General features: G+C 66.7%; 18 protein-coding genes. 9 read left to right on the top strand and 9 right to left on the bottom strand.

What is annotated here, in order from left to right; all coding sequences use genetic code 11:
- The first annotated feature begins 113 nt into the window (after nucleotides 1–113).
- The gene (locus CAL28_RS11305) at nucleotides 114–923 is read left to right on the top strand and encodes an AraC family transcriptional regulator (protein ID WP_094841472.1); all 810 of its coding nucleotides are present in this window, start codon (nucleotides 114–116) and stop codon (nucleotides 921–923) included.
- Nucleotides 924–1,062: 139 nt separating this feature from the next.
- Nucleotides 1,063–3,675, top strand: coding sequence for a penicillin-binding protein 1A (locus CAL28_RS11300; RefSeq protein WP_094841471.1), 2,613 nt, complete (start codon nucleotides 1,063–1,065; stop codon nucleotides 3,673–3,675).
- A 74-nt stretch (nucleotides 3,676–3,749) separates the two neighbouring features.
- Here CAL28_RS11300 and CAL28_RS11295 read toward each other — a convergent pair whose 3' ends face one another.
- Complete coding sequence (locus CAL28_RS11295; RefSeq protein WP_094844558.1) at nucleotides 3,750–4,463, bottom strand: metallophosphoesterase; 714 nt, start codon at nucleotides 4,461–4,463, stop codon at nucleotides 3,750–3,752.
- 145 nt (nucleotides 4,464–4,608) lie between these two features.
- Between CAL28_RS11295 and CAL28_RS11290 the strand changes: the two genes are divergently transcribed.
- On the top strand, nucleotides 4,609–5,472 hold the full coding sequence (locus CAL28_RS11290; RefSeq protein ID WP_094841470.1) for an NAD(P)-dependent oxidoreductase: 864 nt from the start codon (nucleotides 4,609–4,611) through the stop codon (nucleotides 5,470–5,472).
- A 12-nt stretch (nucleotides 5,473–5,484) separates the two neighbouring features.
- Here CAL28_RS11290 and CAL28_RS11285 read toward each other — a convergent pair whose 3' ends face one another.
- Complete coding sequence (locus CAL28_RS11285) at nucleotides 5,485–6,786, bottom strand: amidase (RefSeq protein WP_094841469.1); 1,302 nt, start codon at nucleotides 6,784–6,786, stop codon at nucleotides 5,485–5,487.
- A 218-nt stretch (nucleotides 6,787–7,004) separates the two neighbouring features.
- Between CAL28_RS11285 and CAL28_RS11280 the strand changes: the two genes are divergently transcribed.
- Entirely contained in the window at nucleotides 7,005–7,895 is an 891-nt protein-coding gene (locus CAL28_RS11280; protein ID WP_176463965.1) for a LysR family transcriptional regulator, read from the top strand.
- Here CAL28_RS11280 and CAL28_RS11275 read toward each other — a convergent pair.
- Nucleotides 7,892–8,872 carry an aldo/keto reductase gene (locus CAL28_RS11275; protein WP_094841467.1) on the bottom strand — a complete coding sequence of 327 codons (981 nt, stop codon included), beginning with the start codon at nucleotides 8,870–8,872 and terminating at the stop codon, nucleotides 7,892–7,894. The genes CAL28_RS11280 and CAL28_RS11275 overlap by 4 nt on opposite strands.
- Nucleotides 8,873–9,011: 139 nt before the next feature.
- On the opposite strand from CAL28_RS11275, the gene CAL28_RS11270 reads away from it, so the two are divergent.
- The gene (locus tag CAL28_RS11270) at nucleotides 9,012–10,859 is read left to right on the top strand and encodes an ABCB family ABC transporter ATP-binding protein/permease (protein WP_176463964.1); all 1,848 of its coding nucleotides are present in this window, start codon (nucleotides 9,012–9,014) and stop codon (nucleotides 10,857–10,859) included.
- A 12-nt stretch (nucleotides 10,860–10,871) separates the two neighbouring features.
- On the opposite strand, the gene CAL28_RS11265 is transcribed toward CAL28_RS11270, so the two are convergent.
- The gene (locus tag CAL28_RS11265; protein WP_440588376.1) at nucleotides 10,872–11,543 is read right to left on the bottom strand and encodes a nucleotidyltransferase family protein; all 672 of its coding nucleotides are present in this window, start codon (nucleotides 11,541–11,543) and stop codon (nucleotides 10,872–10,874) included.
- A 117-nt stretch (nucleotides 11,544–11,660) separates the two neighbouring features.
- Between CAL28_RS11265 and CAL28_RS11260 the strand changes: the two genes are divergently transcribed.
- Together CAL28_RS11260 and CAL28_RS11255 are read left to right on the top strand one after the other, a co-directional pair.
- Nucleotides 11,661–12,206 (top strand): (2Fe-2S)-binding protein, encoded by a 546-nt coding sequence (locus CAL28_RS11260; protein WP_094841465.1) that lies wholly within the window; start codon nucleotides 11,661–11,663, stop codon nucleotides 12,204–12,206.
- On the top strand, nucleotides 12,203–14,518 hold the full coding sequence (locus CAL28_RS11255; protein WP_094841464.1) for a xanthine dehydrogenase family protein molybdopterin-binding subunit: 2,316 nt from the start codon (nucleotides 12,203–12,205) through the stop codon (nucleotides 14,516–14,518). The genes CAL28_RS11260 and CAL28_RS11255 overlap by 4 nt, the downstream gene beginning before the upstream one ends.
- Before the next feature lie 40 nt (nucleotides 14,519–14,558).
- Here CAL28_RS11255 and CAL28_RS11250 read toward each other — a convergent pair whose 3' ends face one another.
- The 3 genes from CAL28_RS11250 to CAL28_RS11240 all read right to left on the bottom strand — a co-directional run bounded on the left by CAL28_RS11250 (nucleotide 14,559) and on the right by CAL28_RS11240 (nucleotide 16,273).
- Nucleotides 14,559–14,804 carry a hypothetical protein gene (locus CAL28_RS11250; RefSeq protein WP_094841463.1) on the bottom strand — a complete coding sequence of 82 codons (246 nt, stop codon included), beginning with the start codon at nucleotides 14,802–14,804 and terminating at the stop codon, nucleotides 14,559–14,561.
- Nucleotides 14,805–14,930: 126 nt separating this feature from the next.
- The gene (locus tag CAL28_RS11245; protein WP_094841462.1) at nucleotides 14,931–16,055 is read right to left on the bottom strand and encodes an AGE family epimerase/isomerase; all 1,125 of its coding nucleotides are present in this window, start codon (nucleotides 16,053–16,055) and stop codon (nucleotides 14,931–14,933) included.
- Nucleotides 16,052–16,273, bottom strand: coding sequence for a hypothetical protein (locus CAL28_RS11240; RefSeq protein WP_094841461.1), 222 nt, complete (start codon nucleotides 16,271–16,273; stop codon nucleotides 16,052–16,054). Before CAL28_RS11240 ends, CAL28_RS11245 begins: the two co-directional genes overlap by 4 nt.
- A 90-nt stretch (nucleotides 16,274–16,363) precedes the next feature.
- On the opposite strand from CAL28_RS11240, the gene hpaI reads away from it, so the two are divergent.
- Together hpaI and CAL28_RS11230 are read left to right on the top strand one after the other, a co-directional pair.
- Entirely contained in the window at nucleotides 16,364–17,173 is an 810-nt protein-coding gene (hpaI, locus tag CAL28_RS11235) for a 4-hydroxy-2-oxoheptanedioate aldolase (RefSeq protein WP_094841460.1), read from the top strand.
- 39 nt (nucleotides 17,174–17,212) lie between these two features.
- On the top strand, nucleotides 17,213–17,593 hold the full coding sequence (locus tag CAL28_RS11230) for a hypothetical protein (protein WP_094841459.1): 381 nt from the start codon (nucleotides 17,213–17,215) through the stop codon (nucleotides 17,591–17,593).
- Here the strand turns inward: CAL28_RS11230 and CAL28_RS11225 are convergent.
- On the bottom strand, nucleotides 17,590–17,805 hold the full coding sequence (locus tag CAL28_RS11225) for a hypothetical protein (protein WP_094841458.1): 216 nt from the start codon (nucleotides 17,803–17,805) through the stop codon (nucleotides 17,590–17,592). The genes CAL28_RS11230 and CAL28_RS11225 overlap by 4 nt on opposite strands.
- A 577-nt stretch (nucleotides 17,806–18,382) precedes the next feature.
- Entirely contained in the window at nucleotides 18,383–18,529 is a 147-nt protein-coding gene (locus CAL28_RS11220) for a glycine zipper 2TM domain-containing protein (RefSeq protein ID WP_254926275.1), read from the bottom strand.
- Nucleotides 18,530–18,705: the final 176 nt, after the last annotated feature.

The following is an 18,705-nucleotide window of genomic DNA, read 5'->3' as shown; positions in this document are numbered from 1 at the left end:
GAAAAATAAAGAAAACGGAATAAACTTGCGCAAGTGTAATTAGTCATGCACACGCCGGAGTGACAACCTTCGTCGAATAAGTGACACTGCACTGTCATTGCGGATTGCCTTCCATGCCTGCTCATCCCTCCTCCGCCTTTCCCGGGCGCAGCATCGATGTCGATGACTATCAGGGCGTGCCCCGCGCCATCACCGCCATGGCCAAGGAATTCACGCCCGGCACCACCACCGGGCCCCACAGCCACCCGCGCGGGCAGTTGCTGTACGCGGTCGAAGGCGTAATGCGCGTGACCACGGCGCAGGGTATGTGGGCGCTTCCCCCGCAGCGCGCGTTCTGGGTGCCGGCGGGCATCGTGCATCAGGTGGAGATGGTCGGCCCGGTCGCCATGCGCACGCTATACGTCGCGGCCGATGCCGCCGGCCACCTGTGGCCGGATTGCTGCGTCATCGAAGTCAGCGGACTGCTGCGCGAACTGATCCTGGCGCTGATGGCGCTGCCCATCGAGTATCCCTTGTCCGGCCGAGCCGGACAGATCGCCGCCCTGACGCTGGCCGAGCTGGCGCAGGCCAAGGTGCTGCCCATCCATATCCCCTGGCCCGCCGATCGACGGCTGCAGGCGGTCTGCCGTGCCATCCTGGCGCAACCGGGCCTGGAGCGAACGGTGGATGAGTGGGGCGAGGAAGTCGGCGCCAGCGGCCGCACGCTGATCCGCCTGTTCCGCTCCGAACTGGGCCTGAACTTCCGACAATGGGTGCAGCAGGTCCGCCTGGCCGACGCCGTCGGCCGTCTGTCGCTGGGCCAGCCGGTGGCCCGCATCGCCGCCGAACTCGGCTATCGCAGCCCGAGCGCCTTCGCCGCCATGTTCCGGCGCGCGATGGGCACCGCGCCCAATGTTTATCTGGACCGGCCTTTTTCAGGTTGATGTCAGCGCAGGCCGGCCCTCGCGCGCTACCCGTCCCCCATTGAGCGGCACGACGCGCCAGCCTGCGATAATGCATGTTTGTTGAAACCTTCATCCCAGAGGCCGGGTCTATGCAGCTCTGCCCCAGATTCGCCCGCGAATGACCAATCACCCGCAACCCAAGCAAGCCCAGCCCCGCGACAATTCCGGCTTCAGCCTGTCCCGGCTCGCCATCAAGGCCGCCATCGTCGTGGGCGGCCTCGGAGCCTGCGGCGTGATCGCCCTGTGCCTGGCGATCGCGCTGGCGTGGCCCAGCCTGCCGGACCTGCACGCGATGACGGACTACCGGCCCCGCATCCCCCTGCGCGTGTACACGTCGGACAACGTGCTGATCGGCGAATTCGGCGAAGAGCACCGCAACGTGCTGCGCTTCGATGAAATCCCCGACGTGATGAAGCACGCGGTGCTGGCGGCGGAGGACGACCGCTTCTACCAGCACGGCGGCGTCGATTGGACCGGGGTCCTGCGGGCGATGCTGACCAACGCGCTGAGCCTGTCGAAATCGCAGGGCGCCAGTACGATCACCATGCAGGTGGCGCGCAACTTCTACCTGTCTTCCGAGAAGACCTACACCCGCAAGCTGTACGAACTGCTGCTGACCTTCAAGATCGAATCCGCGCTGACCAAGGACCAGATCCTGGAGCTCTACATGAACCAGATCTATCTGGGTCATCGGGCCTATGGCTTCGCGGCGGCCGCGCGCACCTATTTCGGCAAGCCGCTGGCCGACGTCACGCCGGCCGAAGCCGCCATCCTGGCCGGCATACCGAAGGCACCGTCCCGCTACAACCCCATCACCAACCTGCCGCGCGCGCAGATCCGCCAGCATTACGTGCTGGGGCGCATGCGCGCGCTGAACTACCTGGACGAAGCCCAGTACCAGGCGGCCCTGGCGCAACCGCTGACCATACGCGGGATGTCCGACACGGGCGGCGGTGGATTCCGCGTGCATGGCGAATACCCCGCCGAACTGACGCGCCAGCTGATGTACGGGATATTCGGCGACCAGACCTACTCGCGCGGCCTGAACGTCTACACGACCATCAATTCCAAGGACCAGGAAGCGGCCTACCAGGCCGTGCGCGCCGGCATCCTGGATTACACGCGGCGCGCCCGCTATCCCGGTCCCGAAGACCAGATCGATCTGCCCGACGATATCGAAAAGGATCCCCAGGCACTGGACGACCTGATCGACGGCCTGCAGGACAAATACCCCGACAGCGGCGATCTGTACATGGGCGTCGTACTGTCCGCCAGCCCGACCGCCATCACGGTGGCGCGCGGCTCGCACGACATCATCACCGTCGACGACAAGAAAGCCCTGTCCATCGTCGCGCGCGCCCTTAACCCCAAGGCCAAGGACGACGAACGCCTGCGGCGCGGTTCGGTGGTCTACCTGCACAAGAACGGCGACACCTGGGAAGTCCTGAACATGCCGACGCTGCAAGGGGCGCTGGTGTCGGAAGCCCCGGACGACGGCGCCATCCGCGCCATGATCGGCGGTTTCGACTTCTATCGCGGCAGCTTCAATCGCGCGGTACAGGCATGGCGCCAACCCGGCTCCAACATCAAGCCCTTCATCTATTCCGCGGCCCTGGAACGCGGCTTGACGCCCGCCACCCAGATCTCGGACATGCCATTCTCGCTGACCGCGGAACAGACCGGTTCCAAGGCATGGGCGCCGAAAAACGACGGCAACGCCTACGAACCGATGATCACTTTGCGGCAGGCGCTGTACAAGTCCAAGAACATGGTGTCCATCCGCATCCTGCAGGCCATCACGCCGGCCTATGGACAGGAATTCCTGACGCGGTTCGGCTTCGAGAAAAGCCGCTGGCCGGCGGTGCTGCCCATCGCCCTGGGCGCGGGATCGGCCACGCCGCTGCAAGTGGTCAATGCCTATTCGGTATGGGCGAATGGCGGCTATCGCGTCGCGCCTTTCCTGATCGACAAGGTCACCGACAGCAGCGGCAAGGTGCTGATGCAGGCGCAGCCCCAGCAAGCCGGCGACGAAGCCGAACGCGTGGTCGACCCGCGCGTGGCCTGGATCATGGACGACCTGCTGCGTGGCGTGGCGACCTACGGCACGGCCGCGCGCGCGCATCAGGTGCTCAAGCGCGATGACGTCGCGGGCAAGACCGGCACCACCAACGATTCGGTGGACGTCTGGTTTTCCGGCTATACGCCCGCCCTCGCCACGACCGTATGGATGGGCTTCGACCAGCCCAAGTCCCTGGGCTCCAACGAGTTCGGCGCCGGCCTTACGCTGTCCGCCTGGCTGCAGTACATGCAGACGGCCCTTAAAGGCGTTCCCGTGGCGCCCCGGCGCCCGATGCCGCCCAATATCCTGACCGCCAACGGCGAGTACTACCTGTCGGAATTCCCGCCGGGGCAGGCGGTCGCGTCGCTGGACCTGCCGACGGAAGATCCCCTGGGCGACTTCCTGAATCGCGGAAGCACGGGCGGCGTTCCCATGATGAACAACCCGTCGCAGCCCGACGGCCAGCCTTCGGGCACCCCGCAATCCGGGCCGCCCCCGTCCAATTCGGCCTTCCCGCCGATTCCGGTCCCGCAAGTGGATAGCGGGCGCCCGCCGCGCCCCACGCCCGCCCTCGGCACGGCCCCTTCCGGCTCGCCCGCCACGATTCCGCCCATCCCCGTGCCACGCGCCGACATCCCGCAGCCCGCCACCGCGATGGCCGTACGTCCGTAGCGCCAAGGTGCCGCCCCGGGCGCTGCGCCGGGCGGATGCCGCAATGGGCGCGAACCGCGTCCTGCGGCGCCTGGCTATGCGGCGGGCGTCCCCTCGATGGGCGGGCGCGGCGTCGTATGCAGGCTGGCCAGGTCCAGCAGGGTGAAATACCCGTCGTTCGTCCAGCCGCCCGTATCGATGTGGTAGACGTTGCCCAATATCGTGGGCGACCGCAGCGGCGTATGCCCGACCACTACCGCGCGCACGCCGCGCACGCCCGACGCATCGCCGCGTGACAGCCTTTCGCGCGACCATTGGCAGATGCCGCGTGCCCGCTTGAAGCGATCCTGCAGGTAGCGCGGCAGTTTGTCCCAGTCGCTTACCGGGCAATCCGCGTGCACGATGCCGACCACGCCGCCCGCCGTTTCCACCTCCATCACCAGCGGCATGCGCGCATAGGCCTCCGAGTGGGTGCGCTGGTCTTCCGGCGACATTTCCAGGAACCATCCGCCGCCGTTGATACGCCAGTTTTCCGGGTCCACCAGCCCGGTGCGCACATAGCGCACCGCGTAGTCCTCGTGGTTGCCCTGGACGGCATGAAACCACGGCTGCGCCAGCCAGCGCGGCGCTTCGTGACATTCCGGCCCGCGGTCGGTCAGGTCGCCCACGGAGAACAGGCGATCGCGCTCCGGATCGAAACCCACCGCGTCCAACGCCGAACGCAGGCGCGAAAAATGGCCATGGATGTCCCCGACGGCCCAATCCCGGCCGACGATATTCCTGGCGTAATGTTCGACGTCGATAGGCATGACCATATTCCGTACCGCGAAATGCCGTGGTTCGCGCATCCCGACACAATAATCCCGCGCGCGCGGCCATCCCGACACGGCCATCTTACCGGCGGGGCGTGTAAAGTGGTCGCTTCACGCGCATTTCCCCAACAGGAGACCCGTTATGAAGCCACGCGTCGCAATCGTCGCGCCCGGCGCCATGGGCAGCGCCATCGGGCACCGGCTGGACAGCCACGGATTCCAGGTGCTGACATCCTTGACCGGCCGCAGCGACGCCAGCGTGCGACGGGCGCGCCAATGCGGCATGCACCATCGCACCGATGTGGAATTGGCGCATGCCGACATTTTCCTGTCCATCGTCCCGCCGGCCGAGGCCATCGGTCTGGCCCGCCGCTTCGCGCCGCTGTTCAAGGAACATGGACGGGCGCCCGTCTACGTCGATTGCAACGCGGTCAATCCGCGCACCGCCGAAGAGATCGCGCGCATCGTATTGGATAGCGGCGCGGCATTCGTGGACGGCGGCATCATCGGTGGACCGCCGCGTCCGGCGACACCCGGTCCCGCCGTGTATTGTTCGGGCCCGGCCGCGCCTGCCGTCACGGCCCTGCGCGAAGGCAGCCTTCGCATCCGCGTGCTGTCCGAGGACCTGGGCGCCGCCTCGGCGCTGAAGATGTCCTATGCCGGCATTACCAAAGGGCTGGTGGCGCTGGCATCGACCATGATGCTGGGCGCCTCGCGAAACGGCGTCGCGCAGGCGCTGTACGAGGAACTGGCCGAGAGCCAGCCGCATCTGCTCAAGCACTTCTCGCGCAGCGTTCCCGACATGTTCGGCAAAGCCTATCGCTGGGTGGCGGAAATGGAAGAGATCGCCGAATTCCTCGCGCCCGACGAAAGCGGCCAGCGCTTCTTCGAAAGCGCGGCGCGCCTGTACGAACGGCTGGCCCGGGACAATGCCGCGGACCGGGTGGAAATCGATGCCCTGGGCGCCTTTCTGGCGCGGGAATCGGGATCGCCGCCGGCGGCGTAGGCCCGCGCGGCCTCAACAGGCCGCGCGCGTATCCACATGCGGGTGCAGCGCCGCCGCCCACTGCAGCAAGGCCCCGTCCGTATCCGGCCGCCCTATCCATTGCACCCCCACGGGCAGCCCGAGTTCGCCGGCGGCAGTGGGCAGATGGATGCAGGGCCAGCCCAACAGCGACCATATCCGGTTGAAGACCGACGACCCCGTGCTCGCCAGCCCTTGCGGCGCTTCGCCCGGCGCGCTGGGCGCGACGATGAAATCGACCTGCCCGAATTCGTCGAGCCAGCGCGACGCCAGCTGCGCGCGCAGGCCTTGCTGGCGTAGGTAGGTATCGCGATCGATGGCCAGCCCGGCCCGGACGGCATCGCGCGTCGCCTCGCCGACCAGATGCTCGCGTGTCCGGACGATGGGCAACATGCCGCGTGCCAGCTCGTAGCGCATGATCGTGCCGTGCGCTTCGACCAGCGCGCGGATGTCGGCGTCCAGCGCCGGACGCACGATGCTCGCGCCCCGGCGCTCCAGGCGGTCGACACAGTCGCGCAAGGCATCGTGCGCGGCCGGGCTCAGGCGCCCCAGCGTTTCGCAGCCCAACAGCGCCACTTTCGGGGCGCGTACCGGTGCCGGCGCTTCGTGCGCCCCGATCAGCACCGAGGCGACGGAAACCGACTCCGCGACGGTCCGCGTGAACCACCCTATCGTATCGAGCGATTCGCAAAGCACCTGCATGCCGGCGCGATGCACGCGTCCGAACGTAGGCTTGTAGCCGATCACGCCGCAAAACGCGGCCGGACGAATGACGGACCCGCCGGTTTGCGTACCCAACGCCATGTCGACCATGCCGGCGGCAACCGCGGCGGCCGATCCACTGGAGGATCCGCCCGGCGTATGGGAAAGCCGGTGCGGATTGCGCGTGGCGCCAGGCGATGTGTAGGCAAATTCGGCCGTTACCGTTTTGCCGACGGGAATCGCGCCGGCCTCGCGCAGCTGCGCCACGCAAGCGGCGTCGAATACCTTGGGATCGCCGTCCATCGCCCGGGCACCGCACCGCGTCGGCATGCCGGCGACGTCGATGATGTCCTTGACGCCGAACGGCATGCCGCGCAGGCTGCCCCCGCTGTCTTCGCCGATGCCCGAATCGCCGCCCAGGGCGTCGCCATTGCGGCTTCCTTCGCCATGAGCCTTGGCGCCATCAGGCAGCGACGCGGCATCCGCCTGGCAAACAAAGGCCTGGATTTCGCCATCCCGTTCGGCGATGGCGCGCAGGGCATGCAGCGCCCGGCTGGGGTCGATGCGGCAAACCGGATTGTGAGCGTGAGTCATGGCGGCAAGAGAATGGATATTCAAAAGCCGGGCGCCGCGTCGATACACGGCGCCCGGCCCGCGATCACTGGATGGTGATGTGTTTGTCTTCGATGAGCTTGCGCCAGCGCACGGACTCGCTGGCGATGAACGCCTTGAACCGGGAAAATTCTAGGCAGTGTGTATTGTGTTGTCTAATACTCAATAAATTCAAGATTGATATCTTCAACGACATAATCATGCTGGACAGCCGCCTGCTCCATGTCTTTTCCGTGGTCGCCGAGGAACTGCACTTTGGCCGGGCCGCGCAACGCCTGCACATCAGCCAGCCGCCGCTCAGCCAGAGCATACGCAAGCTGGAAGAAACGCTGGGCACCCGTTTGTTGATCAGGTCTACCCGGTCTGTGCGGCTGACCGCGGCCGGCGCCGAGCTGCATCGCCGCGTGCGGCTGCTCGCCGCGGACTCGGACGCCATGGTGCGGGCCGTGCAACAGACCGCCAAGGGCGAGGCGGGGCACCTGGCCATCGGGCTGACGCCCAGCGCGGCCTATTCGAATCTCTCCCAGGTACTTTACGAATTCCGCCGGCGCTACCCCGCCGTGCGCCTGGACCTGCGCGAAATGAATTCCAACGCCATGCCGGATGCGTTGCACATGCGCCTGCTGGATCTGGCCTTGCTGCGGCCACCTTTCGCCGATCCGGATCTGGCGCCGCTGCGCGTGTATGACGAGCCCATGCTGGTCGCCATGCGCAAGGACCATCCGCTGGCCCGTAAGCGCTGGGTCACCATGAGCCAGGTCCTGGACCATGACATGATCGGCTACTCCAGGGAACACTCCCGCTACTTCAGCCAGGTCCAGCAATTGATGACGGGCGCGGTGGCCAAGCCGGCGCGTATCACCATGGACAGCATGATCCCCACCATCCTGACCCTGGTGGAAGCCGGCTTCGGCCTCGCGCTCGTGCCGGCAGCGCTATCGCGCATGCGCGCGGATACCCTGGTCTATGTCGGCGTGCGCGGCCCGGGGGCCATGCGGGCGGAATTGCTGGCGGCGCGGCAGCCTGCCGGCATCAATCCGGCCATCGACCGGTTCATGGCCATCATGCGTGAGGTCGGCCGCGCCGGCTAGCCGAAATTCGCCGCGCGATGCGGAACGTAGGCCTCTTCCAGGCGGCGCGTTTCCTCCGCGGAAAGCTTCAGTTCCAGCGCCGCGGCCGCATCGACCAGGTGCTGCGCGCGGGACGCCCCGATAATGGGCGCGGTCACCGCCGGGCGCTGCAGGAGCCACGCCAGCGCGACCTGCGCACGCGGCACCCCGCGGCCGGCGGCCACTTCCCCCACCGCCTGTACCACGCGGCGATCCGCATCGTGCGTATCGCCGTACAGCCGGGCCATGGTCTTGTCGCTCTGGGTGCGCCGGGTGCTCTCGTCCCAATCGCGCGTCAGCAGCCCGCGCGCCATCGGGCTCCACGGCACCACGCCGATGCCTTCGGCCGCGCAAAGCCGCAGCATCTCGTTTTCTTCCTCGCGGTACAGCAGGTTGTAGTGGTTCTGCATGCTGGCGAAGCGCGTCCAGCCGTGCAGATCCGCGGTGTACAGCGCCTTGGCGAACTGCCAGGCATGCATCGACGATGCCCCGATGTATCGGGCCTTGCCGGCCTTGACGATATCGTGAAGCGCCTCCAGCGTTTCTTCGATGGGCGTGTGCTCGTCCCAACGGTGGATCTGGTACAGGTCGACGTAATCCGTGCCGAGCCGCCGCAGGCTGGCATCGATTTCCCGCATCAGGTTCTTGCGCGACAGCCCTCCGCCATTGGGGCCTTTGCGCATCGGGTAGTACACCTTCGTCGCGATGACCACATCGTCGCGGTCGGCGAATTCGCGCAAGGCACGGCCGACGATTTCCTCGCTGGTGCCGTCGGAATAGCTATTGGCCGTGTCGAAGAAATTGATGCCGGCATCCAGGGCCTGGCGGATCAGCGGGCGCGCCTCGGCTTCGTCCAGCGTCCACGGATGCGCGCCGCGGTCCGGCACACCGTAGGTCATGCACCCCAGGCACAGGCGCGACACCTGCAGGCCGGTCTTGCCCAAACGCACGTATTCCATCGCTTCACTCCAATCGCGGCGCCGCCACCCGCATATACCTGCGAGGCGCACAGGGTTATCCGTCGTACGGGAACGAATCGCATCATAGTGCCGTTGGACGATAATGGCAGCTTCCTCATCGCTGCCTTGCCGGCATCCCATGCCTTCCCCGACCTCGCCCCCCGCCCTCACACCGCGCGGCAGCATCGCCACGCTGCGCGCGCTCGGCCCCTACCTGTGGCCCGAGGGCCGCAAAGACCTGAAGCTGCGCGTCATTCTGGCTGTCATCTGCCTATTCCTCGCCAAGGCCGCCACGGTCTATATCCCCATTCTCTACAAATCGGCCATCGATGCGCTCAACCACGGCACCGCGAACGGCGCCGCCGCGCTGCCGGTCGGGTTGATCCTGGCCTATGGGGCGGCACGCATTCTGTCGCTGCTGTTCTCCGAACTGCGCGACGCCGTCTTCGCGCGGGTCGGCCAGCATGCCGTGCGCGAAGTCGGCCTGCAGGTCTTCCGCCACCTGCACGCGCTGGCGCTGCGCTTTCATCTGGGCCGCCACACCGGCGGCCTGACGCGCGCGATCGAACGCGGCACGCGCGGCATCCAGACGCTGCTGCAGTACCTGCTGTTCAATGTGTTGCCGACGCTGTTCGAAATCGCGCTGGTGTGCGTGCTGCTTTGGCGCATGTTCGACGTGTGGCTGGCGCTGGCGACGGCGGTGACCGTGGTGTTGTACCTGGCGTATACGCTAGCGATCACGGAGTGGCGCACGAAGTTCCGCCGGCGCATGAACGAAACCGACTCCGAGGCCAACACCAAGGCCGTCGAAAGCCTGCTGAACTACGAAACGGTCAAGTACTTCGGCAACGAGGAGCACGAAGCGCGGCGCTATGACGTCTCGCTCAAGCAGTACCAGCGCGCGGCCGTCAGCAGCCAGGTCAGCCTGTCGCTGCTCAATATCGGCCAGGCGGTGATTATCTCGGTCGGCCTGACGCTGGTCATGTGGATGGCGGCGCGCGGCATCACGCTCGGCAAATACACGCTCGGAGACTTCGTTCTCGTCAACACCTACCTGCTGCAGCTGTACGATCCGCTCAGTTTCTTCGGCTTCATTTATCGCGAGGTCAAGCAATCGCTGATCGATATGGAGCGCATGTTCGAACTGATGGGCGAGGACCGCGAAATCCAGGACCCGCCGGGCGCCCTGCCCTTGCGGGTGCAGGGAGGACAGGTGGAGTTTCGTGGCGTGACCTTCGGCTACGACCAGCGGCGCGCCATCCTGAAAGGCGTGGACTTCACCATCCCCGCCGGCAAAACGCTGGCGGTGGTGGGCCCGTCGGGCGCCGGCAAGTCGACGCTGGCCCGGCTGCTGTTCCGCTTCTACGACGTCGGCGGCGGCGCCATCCTGATCGACGGGCAGGACATCCGCCAGGTCACGCAGGCCAGCGTGCGCGCCGCCATCGGCATCGTGCCGCAGGACACCGTGCTTTTCAACGACACCATCCGCTACAACATCGCATACGGACGTCCGGGCGCCAGCGACGCCGAAGTCGAAGCGGCCGCGCGCATGGCGCATGTCCATACCCTGGTGATGCATATGCCGGACGGCTACGACACCGTGGTGGGCGAGCGCGGCCTGAAGCTGTCCGGTGGCGAAAAGCAGCGCGTCGCCATCGCCCGCACCCTGCTGAAGCGGCCCGCGCTGTTCGTGTTCGACGAAGCGACCAGCGCGCTGGACACGCATACCGAACGCGAAATCCAGGCCAATCTGCGCGAAGTCAGCCTGGGCCGCACCACGCTGATCATCGCGCATCGGCTATCCACCATCGTGGACGCGGACGAAATCATCGTGCTGGACGACGGGCGTGTCGTCGAGCGCGGCACGCATGCCGCGCTGCTGGCGCGTGACGGTATCTATGCCGGCATGTGGCATCGACAGCAGCGCAGTGCCGCGCGCGCGGAAAGCGACCAGGACGCGGACGCCGATACGCAGCCCGCCGCCTGACGGACTGCCTGCCTAGGGCAGATCGTCGATGGTATCGACGTCGCGCAGCACCCCGGGATCCGCGCATGGCATCTCGTACACGCCATGGCGCCGCAGCAGCGCGCGCGCGCCTTCGTCGCCGTCCAGTGCCGCCAGCTCCGGCAGCAAGTCCCACGCGAAAGCCACGGGATGGCCACGGCGACCGCCGTATACCGGCGCCGCGATGCGATGCGACAGTGCCGCATCGCGCAGCGCCAGCAATGTATCGGACATGATCCAAGGCATATCGGCCAGTGCGACCACGCAGCCGTGCGGGGCCGGCGCATCCTGGGCAGTACCGGCCGCCGTCACCCTGGCATCGTCGGCCTGTTCGCCAGCGCCGGAATGGCCATCCATCGCGGCGCCCGCACCGCCCCCCGTCCGCATCAATTCGCGCGCCGCGCAGGCCAGGCTGGCGCCCATGCCGCGCGCGGCATCGGCTGCCTCCAGCACGACGCAACCCGCGGACTGCAGGGTACGCGCCAGCGCCGGCGCGCCCGGCCGCACCACCGCGACGACCACGGGAAAGACCTGTCGCAGCGCCTGCGCCGATGCCTGCGCCACGGTGCGCCCATCGGGCAACACCGACAGCAGTTTGTCAGCCTCGCCATGTCCCGAGGACGCACGGAACCGCTCACCCCGGCCCGCCGCCAGCAAAATTCCCAAACACCGGTTTCCACGGCGATCGATCGGTACTATGCTCATCCGGCTAGTGTACTCATCCAGTTCGTTCATCCACGCGCCTCTATCGAGGTGCGTCACACATCGTGAGGCCCATCATCCATGGCAACACTGACGATCAACGGCAAACAGCATAACGTCGATGTCCCCGACGACACGCCCATCCTCTGGACCCTGCGCGACGTCGTGGGCCTGACCGGCACCAAATTCGGCTGCGGCATGGCGTTGTGCGGCGCCTGTACGGTGCACCTGGACGGCACGCCCATCCGCTCCTGTGTCACGCCGATCTCATCGGCCGTCGGCAAGCAGATCACCACCATCGAAGGCATAGGCGCCGACGCCGTCGGCAAGAAGGTCCAGGATGCCTGGGTCGCCATCGGCGTGCCGCAATGCGGCTACTGCCAGAGCGGCCAGATCATGTCGGCCACCGCCCTGCTGAAGACCACCCCGGCGCCCAGCGATGCCGATATCGACAGCGCCATGAGCGGCAACATCTGCCGCTGCGGCACCTACACCCGCATCCGCGCCGCGATCAAGCAGGCCGCCGGCGGCCCGGCGGCGCACGCCCATGCGTCCGCGCAGTCCGTCGAAGACCGTGCGCTGGCCCTTGCGGACCAGGAACCGGCTGCAGGGAGGGACGTCCTATGAGCGCGCATCCCCGCTTCGCCGTCCCGCAGGCAACGCCTTTGTCGCCGCAGCGCCGCGCGCTGCTGAAGGCCGCCGGCATGGCCGCCGGCCTTGCCTTGATAGGCGGCTGGTCCGGCGACGTACTGGCAGCCGACGCCGGCAAGTACGGCGTGGACGGCTTCCCCGGCGGCGCCGTCGACGACCCCACTGTTTTCGTTCACGTGGGCACCGACGGCATCGTCACCATCATGGCGCTGCGCCCCGAAATGGGCCAGGGCGTGCGCACCGGCCTGCCGGTGGTCATCGCCGACGAGATGGAGGCGGACTGGGCCCATGTCCGCGTCGTGCAGGCTCCCGGCGACCAGCAGAAATACGGCAACCAGAATACCGACGGCTCGCGCAGCACACGTCATTTCTTCACGCCCATGCGGCGCGTCGGCGCGGCCGCGCGCGGCATGCTGGAAGCGGCCGCCGCCAAACAGTGGAACGTTCCGGTAAGCGAAGTCCACGCGCGCGGTCATCAGGTCGAGCACGCGAAGACCGGCCGCAAACTGGGATACGGCGAACTGGCGCAGGCCGCCGCCGGCATGCCCGTGCCCAAGGGTGATGCGGTGCGCCTGAAATCGCCGGCGCAGTTCCGCTATATCGGCAAGCCCGACGTGCGCAACGTCGATGGCCGCGATATCGCCACGGGCAACACGCACTATGGCATCGACACGCGGCTGGACGGCATGATGTACGCCGTCATCGCGCGGCCGGGCGTGCTGGGCGGCAAGGTCAGGCACTACAACGCCGACGCCACCCTGAAGGTACCGGGCGTGGTCAAGGTCGTGGAGATCGCCCCTACGCCGCTGCCCGCCCAATTCCATCCGCTGGGCGGCATTGCCGTCATCGCCACCAACACCTGGGCCGCCATCAAGGGCCGCCAGGCCCTGCAGATCGAGTGGGACGACGGCCCCAACGGCAGCTACGATTCCGATGCCTACAAGGCCCAGCTGCGCGATCTGGTCCAAAAGCCCGGCAAGGTGGCGCGCAACGACGGCGACGCGATGGCGGCGCTGGCCTCCGCCGCCAAGCGGGTGCGAGCCGAGTACTACCTGCCCCATCTGGCGCACGCCACCATGGAGCCGCCCGCCGCCGTGGCGCGCATCCAGGACGGCAAATGCGAGGTCTGGGCCTGTGTGCAGGCCCCGCAGGCCACCGCCGAGATCGTCGCCGAGCACCTGAAGGTCAAGCCCGCGGACGTCATGGTCAATGTCACCCTGCTGGGCGGCGGCTTCGGCCGCAAGTCCAAGCCGGACTTCGCCGCCGAAGCCGCCCTGCTGTCGCAAGCCATGGACGGCAAACCGGTGAAGGTCACCTGGACCCGCGAAGACGACATTCGCAACGACTACTTCCACACGGTCTCGTACGAACACCTGGAAGGCGGCCTGGATGCCAGCGGCAAGGTGGTGGCCTGGCTGCATCGCAGCGCCGCGCCGCCCATCGCCTCGACTTTCTCACTGCAGGCGAAGGGCGAGCAGCCTTCCGAGCTGAACATGTCCGCCGTCAACCAGCCCTTCGATATCCGCAACATGCGGGTCGAGGCGCCGGCAACGGAGGCCCATACGCGCATCGGCTGGTTTCGCTCCGTATCGAACATTCCGCACGCCTTCGCCGTGCAGTCCTTTATCGCCGAGATGGCGCATGAGGCCGGGCGGGACCACCGCGACTTCCTGCTGGAACTGATCGGCCCGCCACGCAAGGTGTCGCCGCGGGCGCTTTCGGACAACACCAACTATGGGGAGTCGCCCGATCTTTACCCCGTGGATACGGGCCGTCTCCGCCGGGTGATCGAACTGGCGGCCCGCGAAGCCGGCTGGGGCAGCCGCAAGCTCCCGCCCGGCCATGGCCTGGGCCTGGCCTATGCCTATAGCTTCGTCACCTACGTCGCCATGGTGGTGGAGGTGGCCGTGGGCAAGGATGGCCAGGTCAGCGTCAAGCGCGTGGACATCGCCGGGGACTGCGGACCGCAGGTCCAGCCCGACCGTATCCGCTCGCAAGCCGAAGGCGCCTGCATCATGGGCTTGAGCCTGGCCACGCAAGGAGCCATTACGTTCAAGCAAGGGCAAACGGAGCAGACCAATTTCCACCAATACCAGGTCGCCCGCATGCCGGAGGCCAACATGGATATCCGCGTCCATCTGGTCCCTCATGGCTATGACATGCCCCTGGGCGGGGTCGGCGAACCCTTCCTGCCACCCTTCGCCCCGGCGCTGTGCAATGCCATTTTCGCGGCCACCGGCACGCGCATCCGCACGCTGCCCATTGGCGATCAACTGCATTCAGCCTGATCCGTGACGCACCGGCGGCGCCCGACAGGGCGCCGCTTTTTTATTCAGGCAAATGGTCGGGAATCCCGTTTTCGTCCACGGCTCGCACGGCCGCCAGCGCATTGCGCGCGGCGGACATCGCTTCCACGCCGCTGCGGAAACGGCGTGACAGGTAGATTTCAAAAGTTTGGGGTTCTTCCTCGGCGCCTTCCCTGCGCGTTTCCATGAAGGCCCGCGCCGGCTCGCGCCCCTGCGGCGGAATGGAATACGCGTATACGGTGTAGCCGTCGATGGATTTGGGACTCATCGCTGCGCTCCTCTATGGAGACCGGGCCGTCCGGCGTTGGCGCGCAGCATCGCAGAAATCCAAATATTTCGCAAGAAAACCGAATAAAATGATACATAAAGGGACGCATAGACCCTGCCGAAGGGCCTACGTCGCCCCTGGCAGCGCCGCGTAGCATGCGGCCAGATGGTACGGGGTGGTCGACGGCATGTCCGCGCGGGCCACGCCGCCGCCCGCGTCCAGGCATTCGTACCACCCGCCGGCATGCAGGAATCGGTCGCGGAACCGGCGCAACTGCCGCTCCAGATCGTGCAGGGACGCATCGTCCCCACGCATCGCCAGGGAGCGGGCGTATTCCGTCTGTGCCCATATCCGCTGGGTCGCATCGGTGACCGTCCCGCGCAAGTCCAGGCTGGCACACACGGCCTGGACTTCGGGCTCGACCCCATGGCGCCTTGCGTAGTCCATCGCCTGCGGGACCGATCCGGCCAGCCTGGTGTCCGGGAAGACGTCCGGCGCGCCCTGCACCAGCGCATACCATTCGAACTGATGCCCGGGCTCGATGCGGTTGCCCGTCTCGCGCGCGGGCAGCTCACAGATGCATTGCGTGGCGGCGTCCATGAAGTGCATGGAGACGCCATCGGCGATGCGGCGCAGCGCATCCTCGTACCACGCCGTGTCTGCCAGTCCGCGCGCCGCCAGATAAGCTTCGGTCAGGTGCATGATCGGATTCTGCAGCGGTCCTTGCCGCGGGGTCACCCCGTCGCCGTCCAACTGCGCAAGATAAAGTCCCCCTGCCTTGCCGAAGCGCGATTCCACCAGCGATACCGTTTCAGCCAGCGTCTGCAAGGCGCGCGGATCGCCCGAACGACGGTAATACGCCGCACAGGCAAAGACCACGAAGGCATAGGTGTACAAATCGTGGTGGGTTTCCAGCGGCGCCGCGTCCGGGCCGATGCTGTAGACCCAGCCGCCCGCCGGATGGCGAAAGCGGTGCCGCAAGGATTCGAACAGCCGTTCGGCATGCGCCGACAGCGCTGCCGCGCCGCCCAGGGAAAACACGAACAGCTGGCGCGCGCATGCCATCGTGCGATAGCGCTGCGGCGGCAAGGGTTGGCCGTCGACGCTGCTCAGGGATTCGAAAGGCAGCCCTAGCGCGGCGTTGAACCCCCGGGTCAGCCACAGCGGCAGCACGACCTCGTCATAGTGCGTCCGCAATTGAGCGACGATGCCCGCCAGCGCGCCGCCCTGCCCGTTTCGGGCGGTCGTCATGATGCGGAATACGGCCCCGCCGGGGCCGATTCCATGTGCAGCGAGAGCCGCCCCTTGTCCGTCAGGACAGGGGCCCCGGATCCGTCGATTTCGATGCAGCGCAGGATCAGCAACGCGTCGATGAAACGCTGCGGGACCGGTTCGGCCGCGCCGCCCTTGTCCGCGATGACCCCCAGCCAGTAAGCCAGCTCGCCCTGTTTGAATTGATGCAAAGCCATGCGGCTGCCTCCATACCGCCATGCCGGCGGAATGCCCTATTATCGTCCATCTCTTCCCTCCCCCACATGGACGACATACCAAGGCCACGCATGGATATCCTGACCAATTCCTTCAAGCGGGCGCTGCGCGCGGGCAAGCCTCAGATTGCCCTGTGGGCCGCGCTGACCCACCCGTACACGGCCGAGATCTGCGCCGGCGCCGGCTTCGACTGCCTGGTCATCGACGGCGAACACGCGCCCAACGAACTGCGGACCATGCTCGCCCAGTTGCAATCCGTGGCGGCCTATCCTGTGGCGCCGGTCGTCCGCCCTCCTTGGAATGATTTCGTTCGCATCAAGCAGATCCTGGACATAGGCGCCCAGAATCTGCTGATTCCGATGATCCAGTCGGCCGAGGAAGCCGCCGCCGCCGTTGCCGCGGTCCGTTATCCGCCGGCGGGCATCCGTGGCGTGGGCAGCGCGCTGGCCCGCTCGTCCCGCTGGAATCGCATACCGCGTTACCTCGCGCGCGCCAACGACGAAATGTGCGTCCTGCTGCAGATAGAAACGCCCGCCGGCCTGGCCGAACTCGACCGGATACTCGAAATCGACGGTGTGGATGGCGTGTTCATCGGGCCGGCCGATCTGTCGGCCAACATGGGCCATCTCGACAACCCTGGGCATCCCGACGTCACATCGGCCATCGACGACGCCATTCGCCGTATCGTCGCCTCGGGCAAATCAGCCGGTATTCTGCATACCGATCCCGTCCGGGCCAAGCATTACCTGGCCCTGGGCGCGACCTTCGTCGCCGTCGGGATCGATGCCACCCTGCTCGCGCGCGCCGCCGAATCGCTTGCCGCGCAATTCGATCGCGGAAGGCCGGCCGTGCCCGCCGGCGCGCAGCAAGGTCCTTATTGAATGCATAAAATAGCGCCCACACGCAGCAGCGGAGGATTCATGCCTTTTCGTATTTCCCCCTGGGGATGGCGCGCCATGGGCGCCGCCCTCGTCTCGGGCGGCCTTGCCATGCTGGCGGGATGCGCCGCCACGACCGGCCCGATCATTCCCACGGGGCAACCCGGCCAATACACCGTGACGGCCCGTTCCGGCGGCCTGACGACTTCATGGGTCCAGCTCAAAAGCCAGACGCTGGATCACGCCAGGGACTATTGCACGTCGCAGGGCCTGAAAATGACCCACCCCGACGTCTCGTCCAATCATGCGACCGGCTTGATGCGCGCGGAAACCTACGTCACCTTCAACTGCGACCCCATCCCTCAGCCCAAGAACAACGAGCAGGGACAGGACGGCAAGAGCGGCCAGACGCCAGCCCGCTAAAAGTTTTCATCGATCCACTCGCGCGCCCATTGTTCGGCGTCTTTGCGCGCCAGGCTTTCGGTCGGTATGGAAGCGCCTGGGTATGGGGGGAAGGCAAAGCCGTTCACCGGGTCTCCGCCTTCCAGCATGGAGATGAAGATACGCGCCTGATAGCACCCGTTCTTCGACGCTTCCACCCCGCATTCGATAACAAAGTTCTTGTACTGGATCATGGGCTCGCTCCGAACATCTTAAGGGGCAAGCGGCATGGCGCAGGAATGCGTGGGCGACCTGCTGAGCCCTTCCCCTACCCATGCCAGAAATACCGACGCCTACCCCGTCCAGTGCGCCGGTCCCGCCAAAAACTGAATGCGCCAAACACGCGACCGTAAATATCGCACCGCAGGAGGAGCTTCGCCAAGGCTGCGAAAGCTTTCAAATGCAAGCAGTCTTGACGCGCGAACGAAAGCCGCGCGACACGCTCGCGCAGGCGTGACCGCCCCGGATGGCACCTTTTGCATAAGCGCAGCGCCCGCTTCAACATCGCGGCGGGCAGCTGGCAAGCAAGGAACGCATGGGTGAGCATTACTTCCGGCCGGGTCGGGCGCCGGCCTCCCGGCCATCGGCCGTATCCGAAGCCAACCAAAAGCGCACGTATCGATGTCCTAGCACCGGCGCGCCTTCCGTCCCCCGCGACTCGTGCGTTGGTGGGAGTCCCGGCCGCCGGGCGGCGAATATATCGCCCGTTTGACCGGGACACCGCCACGGCACATAACCCGTATGCACCCCGGCGGGATGTGCCTGTAAGTATTAGTCCTTGCCGATTTCGTGGCCAATCACACCGCCGACCACCGCGCCGCCCACCGTACCGGCCGTGCTATGCGTGGTTTCATGGCCTATCACGCCCCCGGCCGCCGCTCCGCCCAGGGTGCAGCCGCCCATCATGGGTAGACACATGGCCAGTGCCAGCGCCGCGATTCTACGAAGTCGAGTCATGGCAAGCTCCTTGTCGTTCGTGGAGCCCCTGCCGATGCAAACGCCGTACCCGTGTCCGGCTCCCGCCCTTCCCGGAACCGCCCGCCCACGCTCCCGGGCACGGCCCGTGCTGACCAAGTCATTCGTGACGCGAGCGG

It is taken from the genome of Bordetella genomosp. 11, from assembly GCF_002261215.1.
In the GTDB taxonomy this organism is placed as follows: domain Bacteria; phylum Pseudomonadota; class Gammaproteobacteria; order Burkholderiales; family Burkholderiaceae_B; genus Bordetella_C.
The sequence above is the reverse complement of the archived record's forward strand: the minus strand, read 5'-3'. Positions and strand labels throughout refer to the sequence as shown.